The sequence below is a fragment of the Xanthomonas sp. BRIP62415 genome, assembly GCF_003993515.1.
In the GTDB taxonomy this organism is placed as follows: Bacteria; Pseudomonadota; Gammaproteobacteria; order Xanthomonadales; family Xanthomonadaceae; genus Xanthomonas; species Xanthomonas euroxanthea.
The window spans coordinates 383869-407820 of record NZ_QEZH01000023.1 but is presented as its reverse complement, the minus strand read 5'-3'; the positions used below and the strand labels follow the sequence as shown (position 1 = coordinate 407820).

22 protein-coding genes are annotated in these 23952 nt (G+C 67.3%); 12 read left to right on the top strand and 10 right to left on the bottom strand.

Annotation, left to right across the window (positions count from 1 at the left end):
* Positions 1-133: 133 nt before the first annotated feature.
* A complete protein-coding gene (yjgA, locus tag EO141_RS09435; protein ID WP_127169043.1) occupies positions 134-715 on the bottom strand; it encodes a ribosome biogenesis factor YjgA in 582 nt (193 codons plus the stop codon).
* A gap of 118 nt (positions 716-833) precedes the next feature.
* Between yjgA and pmbA the strand changes: the two genes are divergently transcribed.
* Both pmbA and EO141_RS09425 read left to right on the top strand, forming a co-directional pair.
* Positions 834-2201 (top strand): metalloprotease PmbA, encoded by a 1368-nt coding sequence (gene pmbA, locus EO141_RS09430; protein WP_119128500.1) that lies wholly within the window; start codon positions 834-836, stop codon positions 2199-2201.
* Positions 2202-2291: 90 nt separating this feature from the next.
* The gene (locus EO141_RS09425; RefSeq protein WP_164739140.1) at positions 2292-2756 is read left to right on the top strand and encodes a DUF4870 domain-containing protein; all 465 of its coding nucleotides are present in this window, start codon (positions 2292-2294) and stop codon (positions 2754-2756) included.
* Positions 2757-2826: 70 nt separating this feature from the next.
* Here the strand turns inward: EO141_RS09425 and EO141_RS09420 are convergent, their stop codons facing one another.
* The 5 genes from EO141_RS09420 to EO141_RS09400 all read right to left on the bottom strand — a co-directional run bounded on the left by EO141_RS09420 (position 2827) and on the right by EO141_RS09400 (position 8593).
* Positions 2827-3915, bottom strand: coding sequence for a M35 family metallo-endopeptidase (locus EO141_RS09420; protein ID WP_104648046.1), 1089 nt, complete (start codon positions 3913-3915; stop codon positions 2827-2829).
* A 413-nt stretch (positions 3916-4328) separates the two neighbouring features.
* The gene (locus tag EO141_RS09415; protein WP_127169042.1) at positions 4329-5204 is read right to left on the bottom strand and encodes a polyprenyl synthetase family protein; all 876 of its coding nucleotides are present in this window, start codon (positions 5202-5204) and stop codon (positions 4329-4331) included.
* Positions 5205-5468 (bottom strand): exodeoxyribonuclease VII small subunit, encoded by a 264-nt coding sequence (locus EO141_RS09410; protein WP_104581917.1) that lies wholly within the window; start codon positions 5466-5468, stop codon positions 5205-5207.
* A 31-nt stretch (positions 5469-5499) separates the two neighbouring features.
* Positions 5500-6795: a tRNA lysidine(34) synthetase TilS gene (gene tilS / locus EO141_RS09405; protein WP_127169041.1), complete on the bottom strand. Its 1296-nt coding sequence runs from the start codon at positions 6793-6795 to the stop codon at positions 5500-5502.
* Between the two features lie 91 nt (positions 6796-6886).
* Complete coding sequence (locus EO141_RS09400) at positions 6887-8593, bottom strand: alkaline phosphatase (protein WP_127169040.1); 1707 nt, start codon at positions 8591-8593, stop codon at positions 6887-6889.
* Positions 8594-8734: 141 nt separating this feature from the next.
* On the opposite strand from EO141_RS09400, the gene EO141_RS09395 reads away from it, so the two are divergent.
* The 3 genes from EO141_RS09395 (at position 8735) to EO141_RS09385 (ending at position 11517) form a co-directional block, all read left to right on the top strand.
* A complete protein-coding gene (locus EO141_RS09395; RefSeq protein ID WP_127169039.1) occupies positions 8735-10075 on the top strand; it encodes a dicarboxylate/amino acid:cation symporter in 1341 nt (446 codons plus the stop codon).
* 9 nt (positions 10076-10084) lie between these two features.
* The gene (locus EO141_RS09390) at positions 10085-10924 is read left to right on the top strand and encodes a class I SAM-dependent methyltransferase (RefSeq protein WP_164739139.1); all 840 of its coding nucleotides are present in this window, start codon (positions 10085-10087) and stop codon (positions 10922-10924) included.
* A 101-nt stretch (positions 10925-11025) separates the two neighbouring features.
* Complete coding sequence (locus EO141_RS09385) at positions 11026-11517, top strand: acyl-CoA thioesterase (RefSeq protein WP_104648042.1); 492 nt, start codon at positions 11026-11028, stop codon at positions 11515-11517.
* A 221-nt stretch (positions 11518-11738) separates the two neighbouring features.
* On the opposite strand, the gene EO141_RS09380 is transcribed toward EO141_RS09385, so the two are convergent.
* The gene (locus EO141_RS09380; protein ID WP_104581923.1) at positions 11739-12488 is read right to left on the bottom strand and encodes a C40 family peptidase; all 750 of its coding nucleotides are present in this window, start codon (positions 12486-12488) and stop codon (positions 11739-11741) included.
* Positions 12489-12597: 109 nt separating this feature from the next.
* Positions 12598-13206 carry a C40 family peptidase gene (locus EO141_RS09375; protein WP_180707890.1) on the bottom strand — a complete coding sequence of 203 codons (609 nt, stop codon included), beginning with the start codon at positions 13204-13206 and terminating at the stop codon, positions 12598-12600.
* A gap of 46 nt (positions 13207-13252) precedes the next feature.
* On the opposite strand from EO141_RS09375, the gene EO141_RS09370 reads away from it, so the two are divergent.
* The 7 genes from EO141_RS09370 (at position 13253) to EO141_RS09340 (ending at position 19262) form a co-directional block, all read left to right on the top strand.
* On the top strand, positions 13253-13732 hold the full coding sequence (locus EO141_RS09370; RefSeq protein WP_115677565.1) for a peptidylprolyl isomerase: 480 nt from the start codon (positions 13253-13255) through the stop codon (positions 13730-13732).
* Entirely contained in the window at positions 13707-13943 is a 237-nt protein-coding gene (locus EO141_RS09365) for a hypothetical protein (RefSeq protein WP_127169038.1), read from the top strand. Before EO141_RS09370 ends, EO141_RS09365 begins: the two co-directional genes overlap by 26 nt.
* The gene (locus tag EO141_RS09360) at positions 13940-15184 is read left to right on the top strand and encodes a DUF418 domain-containing protein (protein ID WP_127169037.1); all 1245 of its coding nucleotides are present in this window, start codon (positions 13940-13942) and stop codon (positions 15182-15184) included. Before EO141_RS09365 ends, EO141_RS09360 begins: the two co-directional genes overlap by 4 nt.
* A 7-nt stretch (positions 15185-15191) precedes the next feature.
* A complete protein-coding gene (locus EO141_RS09355; protein WP_127169036.1) occupies positions 15192-16442 on the top strand; it encodes an FAD-dependent oxidoreductase in 1251 nt (416 codons plus the stop codon).
* Entirely contained in the window at positions 16439-17809 is a 1371-nt protein-coding gene (gorA, locus tag EO141_RS09350) for a glutathione-disulfide reductase (protein WP_119128507.1), read from the top strand. The genes EO141_RS09355 and gorA overlap by 4 nt, the downstream gene beginning before the upstream one ends.
* A gap of 306 nt (positions 17810-18115) precedes the next feature.
* Positions 18116-18523: an MGMT family protein gene (locus EO141_RS09345; RefSeq protein WP_127169035.1), complete on the top strand. Its 408-nt coding sequence runs from the start codon at positions 18116-18118 to the stop codon at positions 18521-18523.
* Positions 18524-18563: 40 nt separating this feature from the next.
* Positions 18564-19262: a rhomboid family intramembrane serine protease gene (locus EO141_RS09340; RefSeq protein ID WP_127169034.1), complete on the top strand. Its 699-nt coding sequence runs from the start codon at positions 18564-18566 to the stop codon at positions 19260-19262.
* Between the two features lie 216 nt (positions 19263-19478).
* Here EO141_RS09340 and EO141_RS09335 read toward each other — a convergent pair whose 3' ends face one another.
* Together EO141_RS09335 and EO141_RS09330 are read right to left on the bottom strand one after the other, a co-directional pair.
* Positions 19479-21491, bottom strand: coding sequence for a M13 family metallopeptidase (locus EO141_RS09335; protein ID WP_119128509.1), 2013 nt, complete (start codon positions 21489-21491; stop codon positions 19479-19481).
* Positions 21492-21664: 173 nt separating this feature from the next.
* A complete protein-coding gene (locus tag EO141_RS09330; protein ID WP_127169033.1) occupies positions 21665-23764 on the bottom strand; it encodes a M13 family metallopeptidase in 2100 nt (699 codons plus the stop codon).
* Positions 23765-23952: the final 188 nt, after the last annotated feature.

The window sequence follows — 23952 nt, the reverse complement described above, 5'->3', positions numbered from 1 at the left end:
TCGGGATTGGGGATTCGCAACAGCGGGATACGCGGGGCGTGGCGGGTTCCGCTTGGATGGATCCGGGAGCCGGGATTCGGGATTGGCAACGGCCGGGATGGCCGTTGCGGGGGTGGATGGACCGGTCAGGCCCTCATTCGTCGCTTTCCGCCGCCGGTTCGCTGTCTTCCAATCCCGAATCCCCACTCCCCACTCCCTGCTCCTGAGACAACTCGCGCAATACCTGGAACAGCTCGCGGTAGGCACGCGGCGGCTTGTTCTTGGCGCGCTCGTGGATGGCGTTGCGCACCAGTTGACGCAGTTGCTGGCGGTCTGCCGCCGGGTAGGCTTCCAGCAGTTCGGCCAGCGCCACGTCGCCTTCGGCGAGCAGGCGTTCGCGCCAGCGCTCGACGCGGTGGATCGCGGCCACTTCGCGGCGCGCCGTGTCGCTGTTGGCATCCAGCGCATCGCGGATCGCGGCCAGCGTTTCGTCGTCCTCGCGGCGCATGTGCTTGGCCAGAAACGCCAGTTGCCGCTTGTGCGCGATATGCGAGGTGATGCGCTTGCTCTCTTCGATATGCGGGATCAGCGATTCGGGCACCGGCAACTTGGCCAGCTGCGCCGGGGTCAGCGCCACCAGCTTTTCGCCCAGGTCGAAAATTTCCAGCGCCTCGCGCCGCTGCTGGCTACGGCTGGCGCCGCGGAATTCACCGGTTTCTTCATCGCGTCCGCGCATTGCAATCCATCCAGAACAAGAAGTTATTCATCATCAGACAAGCCCGGCCATGGATCGCCGGGCTCTTGCGGAAGGACCCGCAATCAGGTCACTCGCACCATGAGACTAGGATAAAGCATTGAACGCACTCTCCTCCGAAACACCTGTCCACGACGACAGCCTGCAGCGCCTGGACGCGCTCACCGACATCGCCCAGCGCCTGCTTGAGCGCGCGCGTGCGGCCGGCGCCACCCAGGCCGAAGTGAGCTGCAGCGAAGAGCGCGGCCTGGACGTCAATGTGCGCCTGGGCGATGTGGAGACGGTGGAATCCACCCGCGACCGCGGCATCGCGGTCACCGTGTACTTCGGCAAGCGCAAGGGCAGCGCCAGCACTGCCGATCTGCAGGATTCCAGCCTGGAATCGACCGTCGCGCAGGCCTGCGCGATCGCCCGCTACACCGAAGACGACGTTGCCGCCGGCCTGGCCGACCCGGAGCTGATGGCGCGCGACTTCCCCGAGCTGGACAGCTGGCACCCCTGGGCGCTGGACGCCGACACCGCAGTCGACCTGGCGCTGGCCTGCGAGAGCGCCGGACGCGATGCCGACGCGCGGATCAGCAACTCCGATGGCGCCTCGGCCAGCACCGGGCTGAGCCTGTCGGTCTACGCCAACTCGCATGGCTTCGTCGGCCGCGAGCGCGGCACCCATCATTCGATCAGCTGCGCCTTGATCGCCGGCCAGGGCGACGGCATGCAGCGCGATGGCTGGTACAGCAGCGCGCTGGCGCGCGAAGACCTGGAGGCGCCGGAAGCGATCGGCCGCCACGCCGCCGAACGCACCCTGGCGCGGCTGCAGCCACGCTCGCTGCCGACCGGCCAGCTGCCGGTGCTGTTTGCGCCGGAAGTGGCGCGCTCGCTGGTCGGGCACCTGCTCGGCGCGGTCTCCGGCGGCGCGCTGTATCGCCGCGCCAGCTTCCTGCTCGACAGTGTCGGCAGCAAGCTGTTCCCGGACTGGTTCAATATCGAAGAGCTGCCGCACCTGCGGCGCGGCCTGCGCTCGGCCGCCTTCGACGGCGAAGGCGTGGCGACCCGGCGTTCGGCATTGATCAGCGACGGCGTGCTGCAGCGCTATGTGCTGGGCAGCTACTCGGCGCGCAAGCTGGGCCTGCAGACCACCGCCAATGCCGGCGGCGTGCACAACCTGCAGGTCACCGCCAATGCCGGCGATCTGGCGTCGATGATCGCCGGCATGTCGCGCGGCCTGCTGGTCACCGAGCTGATGGGCAACGGGGTCAATCCGGTGACCGGCGACTATTCGCGCGGCGCCGGTGGCTTCTGGATCGAGAACGGCGCGATCGCCTATCCCGTCGACGGGCTGACCATCGCCGGTAATCTGCGCGAGATGTTCGCCGGCATCGAAGCGGTCGGCAACGACGTCGATCCGCGCTCGCACGTCAAGATCGGTTCGGTGTTGCTCAACCGCATGACGGTGGCAGGCGACAGCTGAGCGCGGCTGACCAGGCTGCTGCGCCCCTCACCCGGCGCGCGCGCGTCTTGCCGCCGTGCCTGGCGGCAGCCGGCATGCGCCGCAGAGACCATGTCTTCCCGCACTGGTGGCTGGCTGAATCGTTGCTATAGTCCGCCGCACCACAACCATGCATGGGGAGACATGATGAGCGAATTCGAGTCACACGCCGCACCGCCGCCGCCGCCGATCGGCAGCAGCACGCCGTCGGAGGAGCGCACCCTGGCACTGGCCGCGCATCTGCTCGGCATCCTGACGTCCTTCATCGGCGCACTGGTGATCTGGCTGGTCAGCAAGGACGCCAGCCCGTCCAAGCCGTTCGCCACCGACCAGGCCAAGGAAGCATTGAATTTCCAGATCACCGTGATCATTGCCTATGTGGCTGCGGTGATCCTGACCATCGTGTCGTTCGGCATCCTGTTCTTCGTGCCGACGCTGGTATGGATCGCCAATCTGGTGTTCTGCATCCTGGCCGCGGTCAAGGCCAACAACGGCGAGCATTACCGTTATCCGTTCACGCTGCGCCTGATCAAGTAATCCGGCGCAATGGCAATGCCACAGGCCCGGCAGCGATGCCGGGCCTGTGTCGTTTCAGGCGATGCCGCGATCAGTTCTGCGCCGGGGTGTTCTCGGCGAAGTACTCGTGGCTGTCGGCATTGGTGATCGCCTGGGCCGGGTTGCTGATCGCCAGGTTGCGCGCACCGGACTGGCCATACACGCGGTCCTGGGTGCCGGCCACCGCGGTGAAGTGGCTCATCTCGTGCACCAGCGTACCGGCCTTGGAGTCGGTGCCCTGGGTCGGCGCGCTCCAGAACGCGTTGCAGACGTAGATCTCGTACGGCGCATTGGCGTAGACGTACGCGTAGGCGCTGTCGGTGCAATCGCAGTTGATGGTGATCTGGCCGTTGTTCTGGTCCAGCGCGTTGTCGATGTTGACGAAGTTCGAGCTAACCCGGCTGTAGCGCGAGGCGTTGTAGGCGCCGAACCAGGTGGTGTAGCGCGCGCCGGTGCTGCCGGCATTGAGGTAGTTGCGCGCGTTCTGCGAGTAGGCGCGGGCCGCCGTGACCGCGCTGCCGGCCTGGCTGGTGCGGGTGGTGCTGCAGTTCAGGTAATTGACGCCGTTGACCACGGCGGTGGGACCGATCGCCATCCGGCGCTGCACGCCGCGGTTGACGCCGTCCAGCCACACCGTCAATGGCGCGCTGCCGGCCACCGCGGTCTTGCCATCGGCGGTCTTCAGCAGGCTGCCATCGGCCAGCGAGGCGTACTGCAGCGGCGAGCTGACCCGGATGGTGTAGTTGCCGCTGGTGGACAGGTCGTAGGCGGCAGCCAGGTCGACCACGCCCTGCACGGTCTGGCCCGGCTTGAGGATGGTGAAGTCGGCCGCCTTGGGCAGGCCGCGCTTGACCAGGCGTCCGGTATAGGTCACCGGCGCGCCATCGCGGCTCACTTCCAGGATGCCGTTGTCCAGCGATTGCAGCGGCAGCTGGTATGTCGGTACGCGGGCGATCTGGCTGCCGTTATTGGTGACGGTCACTGCGATCTTGCCCTGGTGTCGCCCGGCCTGATCGGCGACCGGTGCCAGTTCGATGGTCAACGGGACCGGTCCGCGCACGGACTGTGCCTGCGCCGAACCGAGCACGCCAACAACGGCCAACGTACCTGCTGCAAACGATGCGAGAAAAACGTTCTTCACCAGTGACTCTCCATGTGGTCGGGGGATGTCCGCGGACGCGGGCAAGTCAAACTAGGCAGAGCGAGCAGACGCAACAAGAGAACCGATTGATGCTGTTTTTGGCCTGCTGGTGATCATGAAACGACAAAAGCGGACACCGATGGCGACAATTCACCTGAAAATTGCGTGGCCATCCACACTTTTCGGCCAATTTCTGAAAATGCGCGTGTGAAAACGTATGGAAAGAGAATTTACGTTCTGTGACGCAGCACATTGCCTGCGAGGCGGTGCGCGACAAAAACGCACCGTGCGCTGGCGCACGGTGTGCGCAAGGAGCGGTGTGACCGCTTGATCGGCGCCGGTAGTGAGGTGGGACGGGGGGCGGTGCACGTCCACCCGGCGTGCCGGGGAGGGTGGCCAGGCCACCGGTTGTTCTAGTGCGCGCGGTCCACCGCAAACCGGCCCAGCGTCGCCAGCGTGTCGCCGGGCGCGCCGTAGGGTTGCAGGATGTCGTGCATGCGGGTGGCCAGTTCGGCCAGCTTGGCCTTGGCGCCGTCCATCCCGAGCAGGGCGGGATAGGTGGATTTGGCCTGCGCGGCGTCCTTGCCGGCGGTCTTGCCGAGCTGCGCCGAGCTCGATTCCACGTCCAGGATGTCGTCGCGGACCTGGAACGCCAGCCCCAGCGCGTTGGCGAACGCATCCAGGCGCTGCTGATCGCCGGCTGTGGCAGCACCGGTGAGCGCACCCATGCGCACGGCCGCGCGGATCAGCGCGCCGGTCTTGAGTGCGTGCATGCGCTCGAGGTCGCGCAACGATTGCAGCTGGCCGGTGGCATCGATATCCAGCGCCTGGCCGCCGCACATGCCGGCAGCGCCCGCGGCGGTGGCCAGGCTCTGCAGCCAGCCGACCCGCAGTTCCGCACTGACCGGGGCCGCAGCCAGCAGTTCGAACGCACGCGTCTGCAACGCATCGCCGGCCAGGATCGCAGTGGCTTCGTCGAAGGCGATATGCACGGTGGGTTGGCCGCGGCGCAGGGCGTCGTCGTCCATCGCCGGCAAGTCGTCGTGCACCAGCGAGTAGGCATGGATCAGCTCCACCGCCACGGCGGGCGTGTCCAGGCTGTCCTCGTCGGCGCCGAACAGCGCGCCGGTTGCATACACCAGCAACGGGCGCATGCGCTTGCCGCCGCCCAGCACCGCGTGCCGCATCGCCGCGTGCAGTCGTTGCGGCGCCAGCGCCGGAGTGGGCAGGCAGGCTTCCAGCCGGCGTTCGGTACGGCCGATCCAGTGGTCAAACAACGCCGAACTCACTCAGCCGCCGTCCTGCGATGGCGGTTCGAAGGCTTCGGCCAGATCGGGGCGCGCGGGGTCGGTCAGCAAGCGCACGCGCAGTTCGGCCTGTTCCAGTGCCTGCTGGCAGTCGCGGTACAGCCCGATGCCGCGCTCGTAGGCCGTGAGCGATTGCTCCAGGCTCTGGTCGCCGACTTCCATCTTCTGCACCAATTGCTCGAGTTCTTCCAGCGACTGTTCGAAGCGGGCGACCGGGGAGGTTTCATTCAAGGATTTTTTGACCATCGCCAAAGTGTGCGGCGCGCAGGCAGGCGGGTCAATTCGCATTGGCGTGGTCGCGCCAGTGCAAGGACGCGCCGTTGGCCTGCAGCCAGTGGCTCAATGCCGCCGAGAGGATGCGGTCGCCGGCTGCCAGCACCTGGCCGTCGGCCCACAGGATCGGCAGGCGCGCGCGTTGCCAGGGCGGTAGATCCAGCGCCTGCAGCAGGTGCTTGAGCCGATGCGAATGCGCGCGCTGCGGCAATACGATGCGTTCGCCACCCTGGCGTGCGCGCACCAGCAGCGGTTGCGCGAAGCGCAGGCCGGCGGAGCCGTGCAACTGCAGGCAGGCGCCATCCGGCAGTGGCAGCGGGCTTGCGCCATCCCAGCACGCCTGCCATGACGCCGGCCAGGCGGCATGCGGATGCAGCAGGTACAGGCACTGGCGCCAGCGCCGCACCTGCACCTGTTGCCAGGCAAAGCAGGCTTGCCGATCCGGCGCGTCGTCGTCGATCTCCTGCTCCAGTGCGGCCACGCCGTGCGCAGGCAGCGGTGGCGCCTGCGCTGCAGCCACCCAGGCGCGCAGCAGCCGCGGCCGACGTGCGGCCGGCTGTGCACGCAGGATCCGCAGATCCAGCGCGCCGGTGGTGGTCAGCAGGCCGGGCAGTTGCGCGCTGTCCTCCTGCAGCAGCAGGTCGCTGGCATCGGCGCTCAAGCGCGCGCTGCGCGCCAGTGCCTCGGCAGCCTGCGGCCAACGTTGCTGCAGCACGGGCATCAGCTGGGTGCGCAGGAAGTTGCGGTCGTGGCGGGCATCGGCATTGCTGGGGTCTTCGATCCATCGCAGGCCCTGTGCCAGCGCATAGGCCAGCACCGCGGCGCGCGCGTGCTCCAGCAAGGGACGCCACAGCATGCCGTCCGCGAATGGACGCTGCGCGCGCATCGCGGCCAACCCGTCCGGGCCGGAAGCGCGCAATGCGCGCAGCAGGAAGGTTTCGGCCTGATCGTCGCGATGATGCGCCAGGGCCAGCCATTCGCCGGGCGCCAGTGCCTCGGCAAACGCGGCGTGGCGTGCATGGCGTGCCGCCGCTTCCAGGCCCAGGCCGCTGTCGCGCGCGACCTGCACGCGCGCGATCTGCAGGGGGACCTGCAGGGCATCGCACTGGCGCTGGCAGTGCGCGGCCCAGGCATCGGCATCGGCGTGCAGGCCATGATGCACATGCACCGCACGCACCCCCATCTGGCGATAACGCGACGTTGTTGCCAGCAGATGCAGCAGCACGCTCGAATCCATGCCGCCGCTGTAGGCGACCAGGACCGGGCCGGGCGGCGGTGCCGGTGGCAGCAATCCGGTCATCGATGCAGGTGGCTTGCTGCGCCGCTGGATCCAGGTGCGAGCGGCGACGACTGCCTCGCCGCTGCCGCCCGCGCTGCGCGCAGCCGGCGCATCAGCGCTTGGCCGCGGTCTCGAACGTGGCCGACTGCGGCAACGTCACCGGCACGCCGGCGTTGTCGCAGGTGCCGGCCTTGCACAGGCGCTCGCGCAGGCGCGGGGTGGCCTGGACGATGACGTGGTAGATCACGTTCTCCTCCAGCGTGCCGCGGAAGGCCGCGCTGCCCGGGCCGGTGGCCCAGATGCCGACGTCTTCGCCGCCATGGCTTTCGGACTTGGTCGGCACCAGCGATTCCTGCATGTAGCTGGGCGCCTCGGTGTCGACGTGGGTCAGGTCCGGGCGGCCGGCGGCCGGCTCGCTGCTGCTGGGTTCATGCGGGTACTTCTTGGCGCCGGCCGGCTGCGCGTTGCTGGCGCCGGTGTAGCCGGGGCCGTTGGCGTAGCTTAGCGTGGTGTAGGGCTGGCCGGCCAGGTCGGTGGCCAGTTGGGTGCGGTCGCCTTCTTCGCCGCCGGTGCCGCGCACCTTGCCCAGGATCGGGTTGCCGCGCACCGGGTAGCCGACGAAGTTGAGCGTATGCGAATGGTCGGCGGTGACGATGATCAGCGTGTCCGGCGGCGCGGTCTGCACGGCGGCGCGCACCGCATCGGACAGCGACACGGTCTCATCGAGCGCGCGGTAGGCATTGCCGGCGTGGTTGGCGTGATCGATACGGCCGCCTTCGACCATCAGCACGAAGCCGTTCGGGTCGCGCGACAGCGACTGGATCGCGGTGCGGGTCATCTCGGTCAGGCTGGGCTCGCCCTGCGCGGCGCGATTGCGGTCGTGGTCGAACTGCATGTGATCCGGCTCGAACAGGCCCAGCAGCGCGGGCGCGCCGGAGGCCGCCTGCAACTGTTGCTCGTTCCAGACATAGGCGCCCTGCGGGTGCGCCTGTTTCCATTCGGCGACCAGGTCGCGGCCGTCCAGGCGCAGGCCGACCTTGTCGTCGTACTCCGGATCGCGTTCCTGCACGGTCTGGAACTGGCTGCGTCCGCCACCCAGCACCACCTGCGGGCCACGCCCGAAGCGCGCGCTGGAAAGCAACTGCTGGGCGATGTCCTGGCAGCCGGCGGTGCGGGCGGACTCGGGCAGGTCGGTATCGTTTTCCCAGTTGCGGTCCGGCGAATGCGCATAGGTCGCCGCCGGGGTGGCGTGGGTGAGGCGGGTGGTGGTGACGATGCCGGTGGCCATGCCGGCGCTGTCGGCCAGCTGCAGCCAGCTCAGCAGACCCTTGCCCAGGCTGTCGGCGCAGTCGCTGCGGTTGCCGCTGCTGACGCCGATCGCGCCCATATGCGTTTTCACCCCGGTGGTGATCGCGGTCATGGTGCCGGCCGAATCCGGCGTCTGCGAATCGGTGTTGTAGGTCTTGCTGAAGGCGGTGGCCGGGAATTGCTCCCACGACAGCAGGTTCTCCTCGCCCGGCCCGCCCTTGCGCTGGCCATCCAGGATGCGTGCTGCCGCCACCGTGGTCAGGCTCATGCCGTCGCCCAGGAACAGGATCACGTTGCGCGCGCGCCCGGCCATCGCGCCATTGCCGGCCGCGCGCGCCGCGCCCGAGCGATACCACCATTGCGGCGTCTCGCCGGCCGGATGCGCCACCTGCGGCACCTCCACGCGCACGGCGGCAGGCGCGGATGCGCTGGTGCCGGCGCTGGAGGCGCAAGCGGCGACACACACGGTGGTCAGGGCGGCGAGGGCAGGCAGGCGGTAACGCATCGGCATCGAACTCGTGGCTGAATCGGCGCCTATTATGCCGGCATGCCTGGTGTCACACAGATGACACGCCGCTGTTCCAGTCGTGGCCTCGCGGGCGGCGCGGGCCTGGGCTATGGTGCATGCACTCTCCCCCGGATGACTCGACGCATGACATTGGTCTCGGCCTGGTTGCGCATTCCGTTCTGGCAACGCGTGGTGGCCGGCTTCGTGCTCGGCGCGCTGGCCGGCTGGGCCATGGGCCCGGCGGCCGATGTGTGGTTCGGCCCGCTCGGTGACCTGTATGTCACCTTGATCAAGATGATCGCGATCCCGCTGGTGTTCTTCGCGGTGATCAATGCGATCTCCTCGTTGCACGGGCAAAAATCCGTGGCCGCGCTCGGCGGGCGCACCTTCCTGTGGTTCGTCATCACCGCGGCGTTGGCGGTGGGCGTGGGCCTGGCGGTGGGCACGATCATGCAGCCGGGCGCCGGCCATTTCAGCCTGAGCGTGGATTCGGCCTGGAAACCGCGCGATGTCCCCAGCCCGATCAAGGTGCTGCTGGACGTGGTGCCATCCAATCCGTTCTTTGCGCTGACCGGCATCGGCACCAAGACCAATGCGGCCGGCGAAACGGTGCTGGCGGCCGGGCGCGGATCGATCCTGCCGGTGATCTTCTTCGCTGCACTGCTGGGCTTTGCGATGGTCAAGCTCGGCGAGCGCGTGGCCGAGGCGCGCAAGCTCACCGCGCAATTGAGCGACATCATGATCCAGGTCACCCGCTTCGTGCTGGAGATGACCCCGTTGGGCACCTTCGGGCTGATCGCCAGCCTGGTCGGCAGCTACGGTTTCGAGAAGCTGCTGCCGTTCGGCAATTTCGTGCTGGCGCTGTATGTGGCCTGCGCGATCCATATCGTGGTGGTCTACAGCAGCCTGTTGTTGCTGCACGGACTGAATCCGTGGAAGTTCTTCCGCGGCGCCGCGCCGGGCATGCAGGTGGCGTTCGTCAGTTCGTCGAGCTTTGCCGCGATGCCGGTGGCGATGCGCTCGATCACGCATAACCTGGGTGTCAGCAAGGACTATGCTGCATTCGCGGTGCCGCTTGGCGCCAGCATCAAGATGGACGGCTGTGGCGCGATCTTTCCGGCCCTGTGCGCGGTGTTCATTGCGCAGTACACCGGCGTGCCGCTGACCGCAAACCAGTACTTCGTGGTGTTGATTGCCTCGGTGCTCGGCAGCTTCGGCACGGCCGGCGTGCCCGGCACCGCGGTGATCATGGCCACGGTGGTGCTGAGTGCGGCCAACCTGCCGCTGGAAGTGATCGGTTACCTGTACGCCATCGACCGCATCCTCGACATGATGCGCACCATGACCAACGTGACCGGGCAGATGCTGGTGCCGGTGCTGGTGGCCAAGGAGACCGGCCTGCTCGACAAGGCGGTCTACGAGTCGGCATCAACCAACGTGGGGCTGGAAGATCCACTGGCCGATCGCGCTCCGACGCAGCGCTGAGCGCCAGCGATGCGCGCCGGGTCTCCCACGCTGCGCGATCGCCTGCAGCAGGTGCCTGAGCTGCACAGCGTCGACGGCGTGTTCGTGCAGCGGTCGTTGGCCGACGACCCGTTCGAGCAGCAGTATCTGGAGGTTCGGCGCAAGGAAGGCCGGCTCTACACCGATGCACAGGTACGCAGCCTGCCGCGCCCCGGCGGCAAGCTCGGCGCCAGTCTGGAATGGCGGGTGCGTGCGCTGTCCAGCGCGTTGCTGGTCCGGCACCTGCGCGCGCAGGCAGGCGAGGGCGCCATTGCCGAACTGGGCTGCGGCAACGGCTGGCTGTCGCAGTTGCTGGCGCAGTCGCTGCAGCGCGATGTCTGCGGCATCGACGTCAACCGCACCGAACTGGCCCAGGCCGCGCGCGTGTTCGGCCACGACCAGCGCCTGAGTTTCATCGCCGCCGACATCCAGACCCTGGCCCTGCCGCGCGATCTCTTCGACGTCATCGTGATCCCGGCCTGCATCCAGTATTTCGCCGACCCCGCGGCATTGGTCATCCGCCTGCTCGCCCAACTGCGCGACGGCGGCGAGCTGCATATCCTTGACAGCCCGCTGTATGCGGATGCGCACGCCGCCGATGCAAGCGCCGCGCGCAGCCTGCGCTACTTCACCGAGCTGGGTGTTCCGGCGCTGGCCGCGCACTACCACCAGCACACCTACGCCAGCTTCGAGCGATTTGCGGTGCAGCGCCTGTTCGACCCGCGACGCCCGGGCGCGCGCCTGCGGCGGATGCTCAAGTTGCGGCAGCCGCATTTTCCCTGGTTGTGTCTGCGCAAACAGGACAACCTGGACGCGCTACGTCCTGGGTGAAGCAACCGCGCTGCCGGACCATGCATCGGGTGTTTGGTCGTGCGCACTGGCGTCCCACCCGCATGGCACACTGCCAGCTCATCCATTGACGAGGGCGGGCGGTGATTGGCCAACAGCGTGATCTGACATTTCGTTTTCTGGCCGAGCCCAGTGACGTCAATTTCGGCGGCAAGGTGCATGGCGGCGTGGTGATGAAGTGGATCGACCAGGTCGGCTTTGCCGCGGCCAGCGGTTGGAGCGGGCACTACTGCGTCACCGTGGCGGTGGGCGGCATTCGCTTCGTGGCGCCGGTGCGGATCGGCGATCTGGTCGCGGTATCGGCCAAGCTGGTCTACACCGGCCGCACCAGCATGCACTTCGCCATCGACGTGCGGGCACGCAGCCCGATGGGTGGCGACTCGCGGCTATGCACGCATTGCATCATCGTGTTCGTGGCGATGGACCCGGACGGCATCACCCCGGTGGCAGTGCCGTCCTGGCAGCCGGGTACCCCGGAAGACCAGCGCCTGGCCGAATACGCGCTCAAGGTGATGGAGCTGAGCAAGGGCATCGAGGACACCATGGCGCATTACCAGGCCGACACCTCGCGCTAACCTGCGGCGCGCGCTGCGCTGCGCCGTTGGCCCCGCCATGCGCGAGGGCGACAGGCAGCCTGATGCTCGCTGCCTGCCACTTGGCACGGCGATGGATGCCACCCGCTGTCATGCAGCGGCCATGGGGCTGCAGGAATCCCACGCGCGATGACGACGCAGCAAAAAGGCCGCGGGATCGCCGCGGCCTCTGTCATGCAATCGACGCAGTGTCCACCAGTGGGTCAGAGCACCCGACGTGCCTGGATGAACTTCTCGCTCCAATAGCCGCTGGCCAGCGAATCCACCCGCACGTCCTTGCCGCGGCTGGGCGCATGCAGGAACTTGCCATCGCCGACTACCAGACCCACATGGTCGATGCGGCCGCGCCTGCCGAAGAACACCAGATCGCCGGCCTTGAGCGCGTTGGGGTCCTTGATCAATTCTGCGGACTCGTCGCGTGCGATGTCGCGCGAGACGCGCGGCAGGTCGATGCCCAGGGCGGTCTTGAACACATAGCCGACCAGGCCGCTGCAGTCGAACCCTTCGGTGGACTCGCCGCCCCAGACGTACGGGGTGCCCAGCAGGGCCATGGCGCGTTGCAGGATCACCTGGACACGGCTGTCGGCCACGGCGTTCTGCGCGGCGTTGGCCGCACTCTGGGACACGTCGTAGTTGGCCAGCAGGCGGCTGAGGTCACCGGCGAACATCGCCGAACGGTCCATCAGCGGAATGGCGTCGTTGGCGGCCAGATGCGGAAGCAGGGCGGCCAGTGTTGCGGTGGCAGCGGCGTCGGCGCGGCTGCGGGTTGCGGCTTTCTCGGCGGCGACGGTGCTGTCCGGCGGGGCCGTCTGCGGAGCGGATGCGGTGCCGTTGGCGGTCTGTGCCAGGGCGGGAAGGGCTGCGAGCCAAAGAGCGGTGGCGCATAGCAGGCGGAGCGGTTTCCGGGGCGGAAGCGGTGCGGCGCCAGTGATGATCTGTTCGTCGTTCGTCACGCGGGAATCACAATTCTGCTGTCGATGCGGGATGATGCCTTGGTGAAAGAATCGTTACGTTCAAAAAAGGTTAAATTTCCGTTTTATGAAATGTGATGCGCGTCACATATCAGGGTAAAACCCGCTTTGAGCCTGAATAATGGTCACGCCAGTAGGCGCCATCCAGGAAATCCAAGCGGACGGTACCGCCGGTGGTGGGGGCATGCACGAAGCGGCCTTCACCGACATAAATGCCGACGTGGGTCACGTTGCCGCTGGAGCCGAAAAACACCAGATCGCCGGTGGTCAGTTTCTCCTGCGGGATGCGGGGTCCCTGCACCGCGGCCAGTTCACGCGAGGTGCGTGGCAGCGCCAGCGCCAGCACGTCCTTGTAGACATAGGTGACCAGCCCGCTGCAGTCGAAGCCGGTTTCCGGCGTATTTCCGCCAAAGCGGTACGGCGTGCCGACCAGGCCCAGCGCACGCATCAGGATGTTGTTGGCGGCGGCCGGGTTCGACGGCGGCACCTGCGGCCAGACCCGCGGTGCCGGCGGCTTGGTGGCGGCCGGTCGGCGGACCGGCGCCTGTGCGCAACCGCCCAGCAGCACGAGCAGGCCCAGCAACGAACTGGCCGCCACGCGGCGGGCGCGGGCGGCGAAAACTGGCGTGATATGCATGGAGCCGGGATAATGGGCGGTTCGAAAGGTCGCCATGATGGCGGCGCACCCGGCGGCCGACAAGCCGTCCTCCACCGTCTGCCACCGGGCAGCCTATCCAGAGCCAGGCATGAAGATCGAAAAAGACAGCGTCGTCCGCTTCCACTACACCGTTTCCGAGCTCGGCCAGGAGCCGATCGAGAGCTCCAAGGAGCGTGACCCGTTGGCGATCATGATCGGCCACGGCAACATCATTCCGGGCCTGGAAGCGGCCATGATGGACAAGGAGGCCGGCGAGAGCTTCGGCGTGGACGTCAAGGCCACCGAAGCCTATGGCGAATACCGCGAAGGCCTGAGCCAGCGCGTGCCCAAGAAGCACTTCGGCGCCACCAAGCTGGTACCGGGCACCCAGGTGGTGCTGCAGACCAACTTCGGCCCGCGCGCGGTGACGGTGCAGAAGGTCGGCATGAGCGTGGTCGACGTCGATCTCAATCACCCGATGGCGGGCAAGGACCTGCACTTCGACGTGGAGATCATCGAAGTGCGTGAAGCCACCCAGGAAGAGCGCGACCACGGGCATGTGCATGGCGAAGGCGGCCATCACCACTGAGCGCAGCCGTTATACGGTCTGTGAAGCGGGCGGACCGATGCGGGCAATCGGCAACATCGGCATGCACCGCGTGGTGATGCCGATTCGCCCGCGCCGGTCGTGTTCGCCCGGCCAGCGTTCGCTGGATGTGTTTCTGCGGCCCGCCATCTCGGCGGGCTGCTTGCATGGTGCGCGCCACGATCGCCGCGCCGTGCTGTCCGGGCCGCGATGAGCCCGCGCGATCTTCTGCTGCCCGTTGCAACCAGCGAGCGCATGGTGGTGCTGGATGTGCTGCGCGGTTTCGCGCTGCTGGGCATCCTGCTGATGAATGTCGAAGCCTTCGTCGGTCCGCTCGATCTGGCGATCACCGGCGTGGAGCCGCATTGGCATGGTGCCGACCGGGTTGCCGATGCGTTGGTGTACCTGTTCGTGCAGGGCAAGTTCTACACGCTGTTCTCGCTGCTGTTCGGCATGGGGTTTGCGGTGATGGCGCAGCGCGCCGCGCAGGCCGGGCGCGGGTTGTTCGGCCCCTATCTGCGTCGCACCGTTGGGCTGCTGGCGATCGGGCTGGCGCATGCGCTGCTGCTGTGGTCCGGCGATATTCTGGTGACCTACGCCTTGCTCGCCTTGCTGCTGTTGGCCACGCGCGCGGTGCCGACGGTGACGCTGCCGTGGTTTGCCGTGCTGGTCTACTGCTGCGCGCCCGGGTTGATGCTGCTGTACGGCGTCGCGGGCACGTTGACGCAGCTGGACCCGGCATCTGCAGTGGAATGGAAGGCCGCAGTGGCCGACGCAGCGCAACAGGCGGCAGCCAACGTGCAGGCGCAGCGCGCCGCCTTCGGTGGCGGCAGCTATGCGCAGGCCACGCTGCAGCGCTGGCATGACCTGCAGCAGGCAATGACCGGGCTGAGCATCAACGGCCCGGCGATGCTCGGCATGTTCCTGCTGGGCAGCTGGTTCGTGCGCAGCGGTGCAATCGCCGCGCCCGAGCGCTTTCCGCGCCTGTTCCGGGGCTTGCGCTACGGCGCGCTGCCGCTCGGGCTGGGCGTGATGGCGGTGAGCTACGCGCTGGAGCCGTGGATCGATCCGGCGCGCCTGGATCTGCGCCTGTCGGGTGCCTTCGCGCTGGCGCTGATTGCCGGCCCGCTGATGAGCCTGGGCTATGCGGCGTGGGTGGTACGCCTGGCGCCGCGCCTGGCATGGCTGGCGCCCGCCGGACGCATGGCGCTGACCAACTACCTGATGCAGTCGTTGGTGTGCACGTGGATCTTCTACGGTTACGGGCTTGGCTACTTCGAACAGCTGCCGCGCGTATGGCAACTGCCGTTCGCGCTAATGCTGTTTGCGCTGCAGGTGGTGCTGAGCCAGCTGTGGCTGCGCTGGTTCCGCTTCGGGCCGGTGGAATGGCTATGGCGCAGCGTGACCTATCTGCGCGTGCCGCCGATGCGTCGCAGCAGTGCGCGCGTGGGGTAGTGCGCACATGAGCGGCGCGCCTGTCGATGTGGTGGTGGTCGGGGCCGGCGCCATCGGCCTGGCGACTGCGCTGGCCCTGGTCGAGGCGGGGCGGCAGGTGCACGTGCTCGATGCCGGTGCGGTGGGTGCGGCAACCTCGTACGGCAACTGCGGCACCATCACGCCGAGCCATGCGCCGCCGCTGGCAGCGCCGGGCATGATCGCGCAGGCGCTGAAGTGGATGCTGACGCCGGACGCGCCGCTGTATATCCGGCCACGCCTGGATCCGGCGCTGTGGCGCTGGTTGCTGCGGTTTGCGCAGCGCTGCAATACGCGTCACTGGCAGGCCAGCGCGCAGGCGCGCGCGGCGCTGCTGGGCGATGCGCGACACCGCTTCGACGACTGGGTCGAGCGCTATGCGCTGGACTGCGAATTTCGCAGCGATGGGCTGGACTACGTGTTCGGCGATGCGCGCCGCTTTGCGCAGTATCGCCACGAGTGCGGCGTGCTTGCACAGTGGGGCATCCAGGCCGAGATCATCGAGGGCGCCGACTATCTGCGCCAGGCCCCGGCATTTCGCGCAGGCATTGCCGGTGCGATCCATTTCCCCGGCGATGCGCATCTGCGTCCGGAGCGCTACACCGCAGAACTGGCAAGGGTGCTGCGTGCGCGCGGTGCGGTGATCCAGGCGCAGTGCCGCGTCGATGCGGTGGTGCCGGACGCACGCGGCGCGTGCGTGCACACCGAGCGCGGGCGATGGCAGGCGCGTGAGGTGGTGATCGCAACCGGCCCGTGGTCGCCGGTGCTGGCGGCGCAGCTGGGGTTGCGCTTGCCGGTGCAGGCCGGCAAGGGCTATTCGATCACCTATACCGCCCCGGCATTGATGCCGCGCCGCCCGGTGGTGCTGAAGGACCGTTGGGTGTTCGTGGTGCCGTGGCGCGATCGTCTGCGTATCGGCAGCACGATGGAATTCTCCGGACGCGATACCCGCCTCAACCCCACGCGCCTGGCGGCGCTGGAGCGCGCAGCGGCCGATTATCTGCATGCGCCGGCTGGCCCGGCCGTGATCGAGCGCTGGTATGGATGGCGGCCGATGACCTGGGACGACGTGCCGGTGCTGGGGCCGGTGCCGGGGCGTCCTCACGTCTGGCTCGCAGCCGGGCATGGCATGCTCGGCATCAGCATGAGCACTGCAAGCGGACAACTGATGGCCGACCTGATCACGGGCCGCGCACCTGCGCTGGACCCGCATCCTTACCGGGCGGAGCGATTCGCGTGAGTGCCCGATACGACTACGATGTGGTGATCCTGGGCGGCGGCTCCGGTGGATTGGCCGCTGCATTTCGCGCGGCCAGACACGGTGCACGCGTGGCAGTGATGGAGCCGAACGAATTGGGTGGGACCTGCGTCAATCTCGGCTGCGTGCCGAAGAAGGCGATGTGGCTGGCGGCCGATCTGGCCGGCAAGATCGAGCTGGCCGGGGCACTGGGTTTCGATGTGTCGCGACCGACATTGGCCTGGCAGGAACTGGTCACGCACCGGCAGGGCTACATCAACAACATCCACGCCAGTTATCGGCGTCGGCTCAATGAAGATGGCGTGGTAATGATTCCGCAGCGCGGCGTGCTGCAGGATCGCCATACCATCATGGGCGGCGATGGCGTGCCCGTTACCGCCGAGCACATCGTGATCGCCACCGGTGCGCATCCGCTGCGGCCGGACATCGACGGTGCCGAGCACGGTGAGGTGTCCGACGATTTCTTCAATCTCTGCCATGCGCCTGCGCAGGTGGCGATTGTCGGCGGCGGTTATATCGCGGTGGAGATCGCCGGCCTGCTGCAGGCGCTGGGCAGTCGCGTGCATCTGTTCGTGCAGGGCGATCGCTTGCTGGAGCGCTTCGATGCCGAGCTGACCCTGCAACTGGCCGACAACCTGCGGCACCTGGGCGTGCGCCTGCATTTCGGTTTCTCCACCACCGGCCTGGAACGCGATGCACATGGCAAGCTGCGCGTGCACGGCCATCCCGCGCACCCCAGCGAGCAGGGCAACGACGTCTTCGACCAGGTGTTTTTCGCCACCGGCCGACGCGCCAACACAGCGGGGCTGGGTCTGGAAGCGGTCGGCGTGCGCCTGGGCGACAAGGGCGAGGTGGTGGTGGACGAAGGGCAGACCACCAGCGTGCCGAACATCCATGCCATCGGCGATGTCGGCGGCAAGGTCGGGCTGACGCCGGTAGCGATCGCGGCGGGTCGCAAGTTGATGGACCGCCTGTTCGGCAGGCAGCCGGATGCACGCATGGACTACGAAGGCGTGCCGAGCGTGGTGTTCTCGCATCCGCCGCTCGGGCAGGTCGGACTGACCGAGGAGCAGGCGCGCGCGCGGCACGGCAGTGCGGTACGCATCTACCGCAGCAACTTCCGTCCGATGTTGCATGCGCTGGCCGACGCGCCGCAGCGCAGCCTGTTCAAGCTGGTCTGCGTGGGCGAAGAAGAGCGCGTGGTCGGCGTGCACCTGCTGGGCGAAAGCGCCGACGAAATGCTGCAGGGGTTCGCGGTGGCCGTAAAGATGGGCGCGACCAAGCGCGACTTCGACGAGACCGTGGCAATCCATCCCACTTCGTCGGAAGAGATTGTGTTGATGCACTGATGCACTGTGCATCGATGCGGCTGTTGTGGCCGGACCAACGAGGGCATCAGGCCCTTGCCTGATGCCGGTACTGACGTCGGCCCCTGCGTTTCACAACGTGTGGCAGCCCCGCGCAACACCGCACGCTAGTTCTGCACCCGACGTAAGTGCGCTTGACGCAGGCCAGGGCCCTGCGAGCGAACAGATCAAAGCCCCTCTCCCCTCGGGAGAGGGGTTGGGGTGAGGGTCCGGCACAATCGGCGCGTCAATCAACTGCCGATCTGCCGTCCACAGCCGGTCATGCCTCATCGCTGGCATCCTTGCGCGATGTCCAAGCCCCGCAAACCAGTGACGCTTCCCCCTGCCGGCCCACCTGCGCGTGCCGGCTCCCACGGCGCGGCGCCCTCCAGCGAACAGGCGCGACTGCGCATCCTGGCCGCGATTCGCGCAATTCCCTCCGGCCAGGTCGCAGGCTATGGCGAGGTCGCACTGCGCGCCGGCCTGCCCGGGCGGGCGCGGCTGGTGGCCCGCGTGCTCAGCGGCAATGACGATCCGCACCTGCCCTGGCACCGGGTGCTGCGCAGCGATGGCCGGATCGCACTGCCGGACGGCTCGTCCGGCTACCGCGAGCAATGTCGGCGGCTGCGTGCCGAAGGCGTGGCAGTCGAGCAGGGCCGGGTGCGCCGCGCCAGTGCCGCGCAGCGGCTGGATGCCGCCGTGTGGGGACCTTCATAAGCCTGACGTTATGATGGTTGGCATTCCGAAGGATGCCGTCATGCCCCAACTGCCGCCCGTCACCAAAGCGTTGTTGATCGCCAATATTGGCTTGTTCCTGCTGCAATGGGCACTGGGCGACCTGGGCGCCGGCGTGCTGCCCTCCGATGCGGCGCTGTCGTCGCTGATGCTGTGGCCGATCTCCAACGGCTTCGATGCGTTCTCGCCCGGCGCCAGCTTCATGCCGTGGCAGTTGCTGACCTATGCGTTCCTGCATGGCGGCTTCAACCATCTGTTCTTCAACATGCTGGCGCTTTTCATGTTCGGCGCGGCACTGGAGCAGACCTGGGGCCAGAAGCGCTTTTTGACCTACTACCTGGTGTGCGTGGCCGGTGCCGGCGTGTGCCAGTTGCTGATGGCCTGGTTCACCCAGAGCGGGGCGCCGGTGGTAGGTGCGTCGGGCGGTGTGTTCGGCCTGCTGCTGGCCTACGGCATGCTGTTTCCGAATCAGCGGGTGATGCTGCTGTTTCCGCCGATCCCGATGAAGGCGCGCACCTTCGTGATCTTGTTCGGTGCGATCGAGCTGTTCCTGGGCGCAACCGGCTGGCAGCCGGGCGTGGCCCACTTCGCACATCTGGGCGGCATGCTGTTCGGCTGGCTGATGATCCGTTACTGGCGCGGGCAGTCGCCGTTTGGCGGCAGCGGCGGCAGGAAGGGCGGTGGCAAGGGGCGCAAGCCGCCGCTGCGCGTGGTGCGCTGAGGTCCGGCAGCGCATCGCCTCGTAGGAGCGGACCTGGCCGCGACGGTGGTTTACCGGTAAAGCCTTGTCGCGGCCAGGTCCGCTCCTACGACCAGGGTGTTTCAGGCTGGTAGGCAGATCCATAAACGCGAGAGACAAAAAAAGAGCGCGGATTCCGCGCTCTTTTTCATTGCCTGCCACCGTGTGTTGATGGCCAGTGACGTCCTGGCGCCTGAATCAGCGCCAGATCTTCAACTGCTCGGCATCCACGCGCTGCATCGGCTGGCCGGCCTTGCAGCTGAAGGCGGCACCGAATTCCGGCAGGTTGGACAGCGGGCCGTTGGTGCGCCACTGGCCCGGTGCACGGATGTCGGCGCTGGCGCGCTGCACCGCTTCGTTTGGCGACAGCTGCTGGGCCCACAAGCCGGCCCAGGCTGTGAAGAACGCCTGCTTGTCGGCCTCGGTGGCGGCGGGCTGTGCCTTGCTGAAGGCCTGCCAGGCCAGTTCGATACCGGCCAGATCGGCCAGGTTTTCTTCGGCGGTCTGCGCGCCGTTGACCTTGACGTTGGGCACGCCCGGATACGGGTAGGCGCCAAACTGCTCGGCCACCTTGCCGGTCAGCAGGGTCCAGCTGGTCTTTTCGGCCGGCGTCCACCAGCTGCGCAATTCGCCCTTGGCATCCACCAGCGAACCCTTGGCGTCGATGGCACGGGTGATTTCGTGGGCGACCAGCGCGCCGTAGGCGCCGTACTGCGCGGCCGGCGTGCTGCCGGCGGTGAGCACCGGCGGCTGCAGCACGGCGGCAGTGATGATCAGGCGGTTCTGCGCGATGTCGTAGGCCACTGCCGGCTGCTGCGGCAGCACGTCCCAACGACGGTCGGCGTTGCCCTTGCCGATGCGCTTCATCTCCTCGCGGTGGCGCCAGGTCGAGGCGATCAGCATGTTGCCGCCGAAGCTGCCGCGGCCCATCGGCTGCACGGTGTAATCCAGATCGCGACGCGGCGCGCCGACTTCGATCTTCATCGCCGCCAGCTTGGCCTTGGCTTCGGCCACTACCTCACCGTTGCCCCAGCCGGTGCGCTCCAGCGCGGCCAGCTGCGCGTCGCGCATCTGGTCGGCGATGGCTTCGGCCTGGCGGCGCGTGTCGCTGCTCAGATAGCGCGCCACGTATTCGCGGCCGAGCATCGGGCCGGCGGCGATGTTGATCGCGTCCAGCACCTGCTGCCAGCGCTGCGGCGGCAGGGCATCGCCACGCAGCAGACGGCCGCGGAACTGGTACTCGGCATCGTGAAAGCTCTTGGACAGGTACGGAGCCATCGCATCGCCCACGCGCCAGCGCAGATAGGCCTTCCACTGTTCCGGCTTGATGCTGACGATCATGCTGTCGAGTTGCTTGAACATGGCCGGGTCGGCCATCGACACCAGGTCGTCCTTGACGCCCTGCGCTTCCAGGAAGTCGGCCAGGCGCAGGTTCTTGTACTGCTTGGTCAGCTCCTTGGTGGCGATCGGGGCGTAGTTGTTGAACGGGTTGTTGATGCCCTGCACCGACTGCGCGCTGCGTGCCAGCGCGGTCTCGATCTGCAGCACCGAGGCGGCATCGGCGTCGAGCTTGTCGGCGGCGGTGCCGGTGAGCGCCAGGATCTGCTTGACGTAGGCGCGGTAGCGGCCCATCAGCGCCTGGGTGTCGGCATCGGTGCGGGTGTAGAAGGCCGGATCGGGCAGGCCCATGCCGCCCTGCATGAAGTAGCCGATGTGGCGGTCGAGCGCCTTCAGGTCCACGTCCGGGCCGAAGTTGAAGCCGACCGGGATGCCGACCTGGTGCAGTGCGGCGATGGAAGCGGGCACATCCTTGGCCTTCTTGATCGCATCGATGCGCGACAGCAAGGGGGCGATGGGATTGGAGCCGTCTTTTTCCACGGCGGCCTCATCCAGGCCGCTGGCCCAGAAGTCGCCGAGCAGTTTCTGCACGTTGCCCTGCGGCGCCTTCATCGACGCATCCAGCAAGTCGCGTTGCTGCTGCAGCGCGCGCTCGGACAACTGGCCCAGTGCGGTGACGGCACCCGCCTGCGGCATCGGGTTGGCCTTCAGCCAGCCGGCGTTGGCGTAATCGTAGAAGTTGGTGCAGGCCGCCGAGACGGCCGGGGCCTTGGGGGCAGCCTTCTTCTTGCGAGCGGCGTCGGCGTCGGGGGCGGACAGCAGCGTGATCAGGCTGAAGCCAAGAGCGAGGGCAAGCGGACGAATGGTGGGCATCGAGAAGACGGGTGGCCAGATTGAAGTCGGCGGAGTTTAGCAAGGCTGCGTGCTGCGCAGGCATGTGCCCGCTGCCCTTCGTCTCCGCTGCTGGGCGTTTGCGTGAACGCGACAGGCCCGCGTGTGCGGGCCTGTGCGGTCGGTGGTGGGTAGGTGGAAGCGCTTGCAGCCGGTTACCAGATCACCACGCGGTCCTTGTCCGGGCGCACCATCGCATCGCCGGGCTTGCAGGCGAAGGCGTGGGCGAACTGCGGCATGTTGGACGGCGAGGCGTTCGCGCGCAGGTTGTCGGGGGCATGCAGGTTGCTTGCCAGATCGACCAGTTGCTGCTTCTCACGCATCTGCCCGCGCCAGCTGAGCGCAAACCCCAGGAAAAAGCGTTGATCCGGGGTGTAGCCATCGATGGCGGCCGCCCGCTCGGGATGCGCCCGCAATGCCGCCTGTAGCGCGTCGTAGGCGACATTGGTGCCGCCCAGATCGGCGATGTTTTCGCCAAGGGTGAGCTTGCCATTGACGTGCAGGTCGGGGTGGTCGGGCAGTGGAGCGTAGGCATCGAACTGTCGAACCAGGGCATCGGCCCGCTGCTCGAATACCTTGCGATCCTGTGGCGTCCACCAGTTCACGTTGTTGCCCGCACCATCGAACTGGCTGCCCTGGTCGTCGAAGCCGTGCATGGCTTCATGCCCGATCGTTGCACCGATACCGCCGTAGTTGAGGGCATCGTCGGCCTTGGGGTCGAAGAACGGTGGCTGCAGGATGCCTGCCGGGAAGTTGATGGAGTTGGCGCTGGGGTCGTAGTAGGCGTTGACGGTCTGCGGGGTCATCGCCCAACGGGTGCGGTCGGTCGGCTTGCCGATCTGGGCGATGTCGTAGCGATAGTTGAATGTGGCCGCCGCCTGCAGATTGCGGTGGTACGCGCCGGGAACGATCTCCAGCCCGGACCAGTCGCGCCAGGTATCGGGGTAGCCGATCTTCGGCTGGAAGGTTTGCCACTTGGCCAGGGCCTTGGCCTTGGTCTGCGCGCTCATCCAGTCGACGTGTTCGATACGCACCTTGAGCGCAGCGCGAATGTTGTCCACCAGCTCGCTGGCGCGCTGCTTGGCTTCGGGGGTGAACATCCTGGCCACATACAGCTGGCCCAGGCCTTCGCCCATGCTGGTATTGACCCTGCGCAGCACGCGCTTCCAGCGGGGTTCCTGTTCCGGTTGCCCGTGCAGCGTCTTGCCGTAGAACGCAAAGTTGTTGTCGGCGAAGGGCTTGCTGAGGTCGCCGGATGCATCGTCGATGGTATGGAAGCGCAGGTAGGCCTGCCACTGCGCGATCGGAGCGCTGGCGAGCTGGCGGTCGAACTCTGCGAAGAAGCGCGGATGCGACAGCGAGAAGCCGGACCCTGCGTCCACGCCCTGGGCGGCGAAGAAGCGCGTCCAGGAGAAGTGCGGCGTCAGTTTGTCCGCTTCGGCCAGGCTGACGAAGTGATACTGATTCTGCGGTTGACGTGCCTCGACCCGGCTCAACGTAGCAGCCGCCAGGCGCGTTTCCAGCGCAAGCACGTCGTTGGCTTGCGCACGCGCTGGGTCTTTGGCAATGCCGGTGAGTTCGAGCGACTTGGCGATGTAGTCCAGATACGCCGCACGGATGGGCGCGTACTCGGCGGCGCTGTAGTACTCCTTGGTCGGCAAACCCAGGCCGCCCTCGGTGGCGAAGGCGATCTGCATGTCCGCCGTGTGGAAATCGGCGCCGGCACCGAAGTAGAAGACCTGCGCGTCGCCCTCTGCGTAGCGGCCGGTGATGTAATCGGCGACCTGCCTGCCGGAGGTCAGCGCGGCGATGGCTTCCAGTTGCCGACGGATCGGTTGGTCACCCGCAGCCTCGATCGCGGCTTCGTCCATGCCCGACGCATACAGCATGCCGATCTTGCGGGCCACCGGATCGGCCTGTGCGCCTGCGTGCTTGGCTGCGGCTTCAGCGATCTCACGCTGCACGAGTTCGCTTTGTTCAGTCAGGATGTCGCTGACGCCCCAACTGGTGCGATCTGCCGGTATCGGGTTGGCCTTGCGCCATTTTTCGTTGACGAAGTTGTCCAGGTCCTGGCATGCGCTTGTTGTCGGATCCAGTTCGCCGATGTCCAGCGCCGACTTGGATGGGGCGAGGGTCGCCGCAGGCGCCAGCGCGTCCGGCGTCTTCGTGGCGCTGCCGTCGTCGGATGCACGCTTGCAGCCGGCCAGTGCGATCAGCAGGCTGAGGGCGAGTGTGGAGGTCTTGATGGCGGACATGGCGGAAATGGGCAGGAAGGAGCGCCGAGGATAGGCGGGCGCTGCCGTGCCGGCACGCAGGCTTGAGCTTTATTGAGACTTGTTTTGAAGGCGACGAGGGGTGGGGCACCGATGCCCGATGGCATGGCCCGAAAAAGGAACAAGGGTGCGCCGCGGCAGGCCGCCTGAGGGCGTAAATGGCAGGGGGA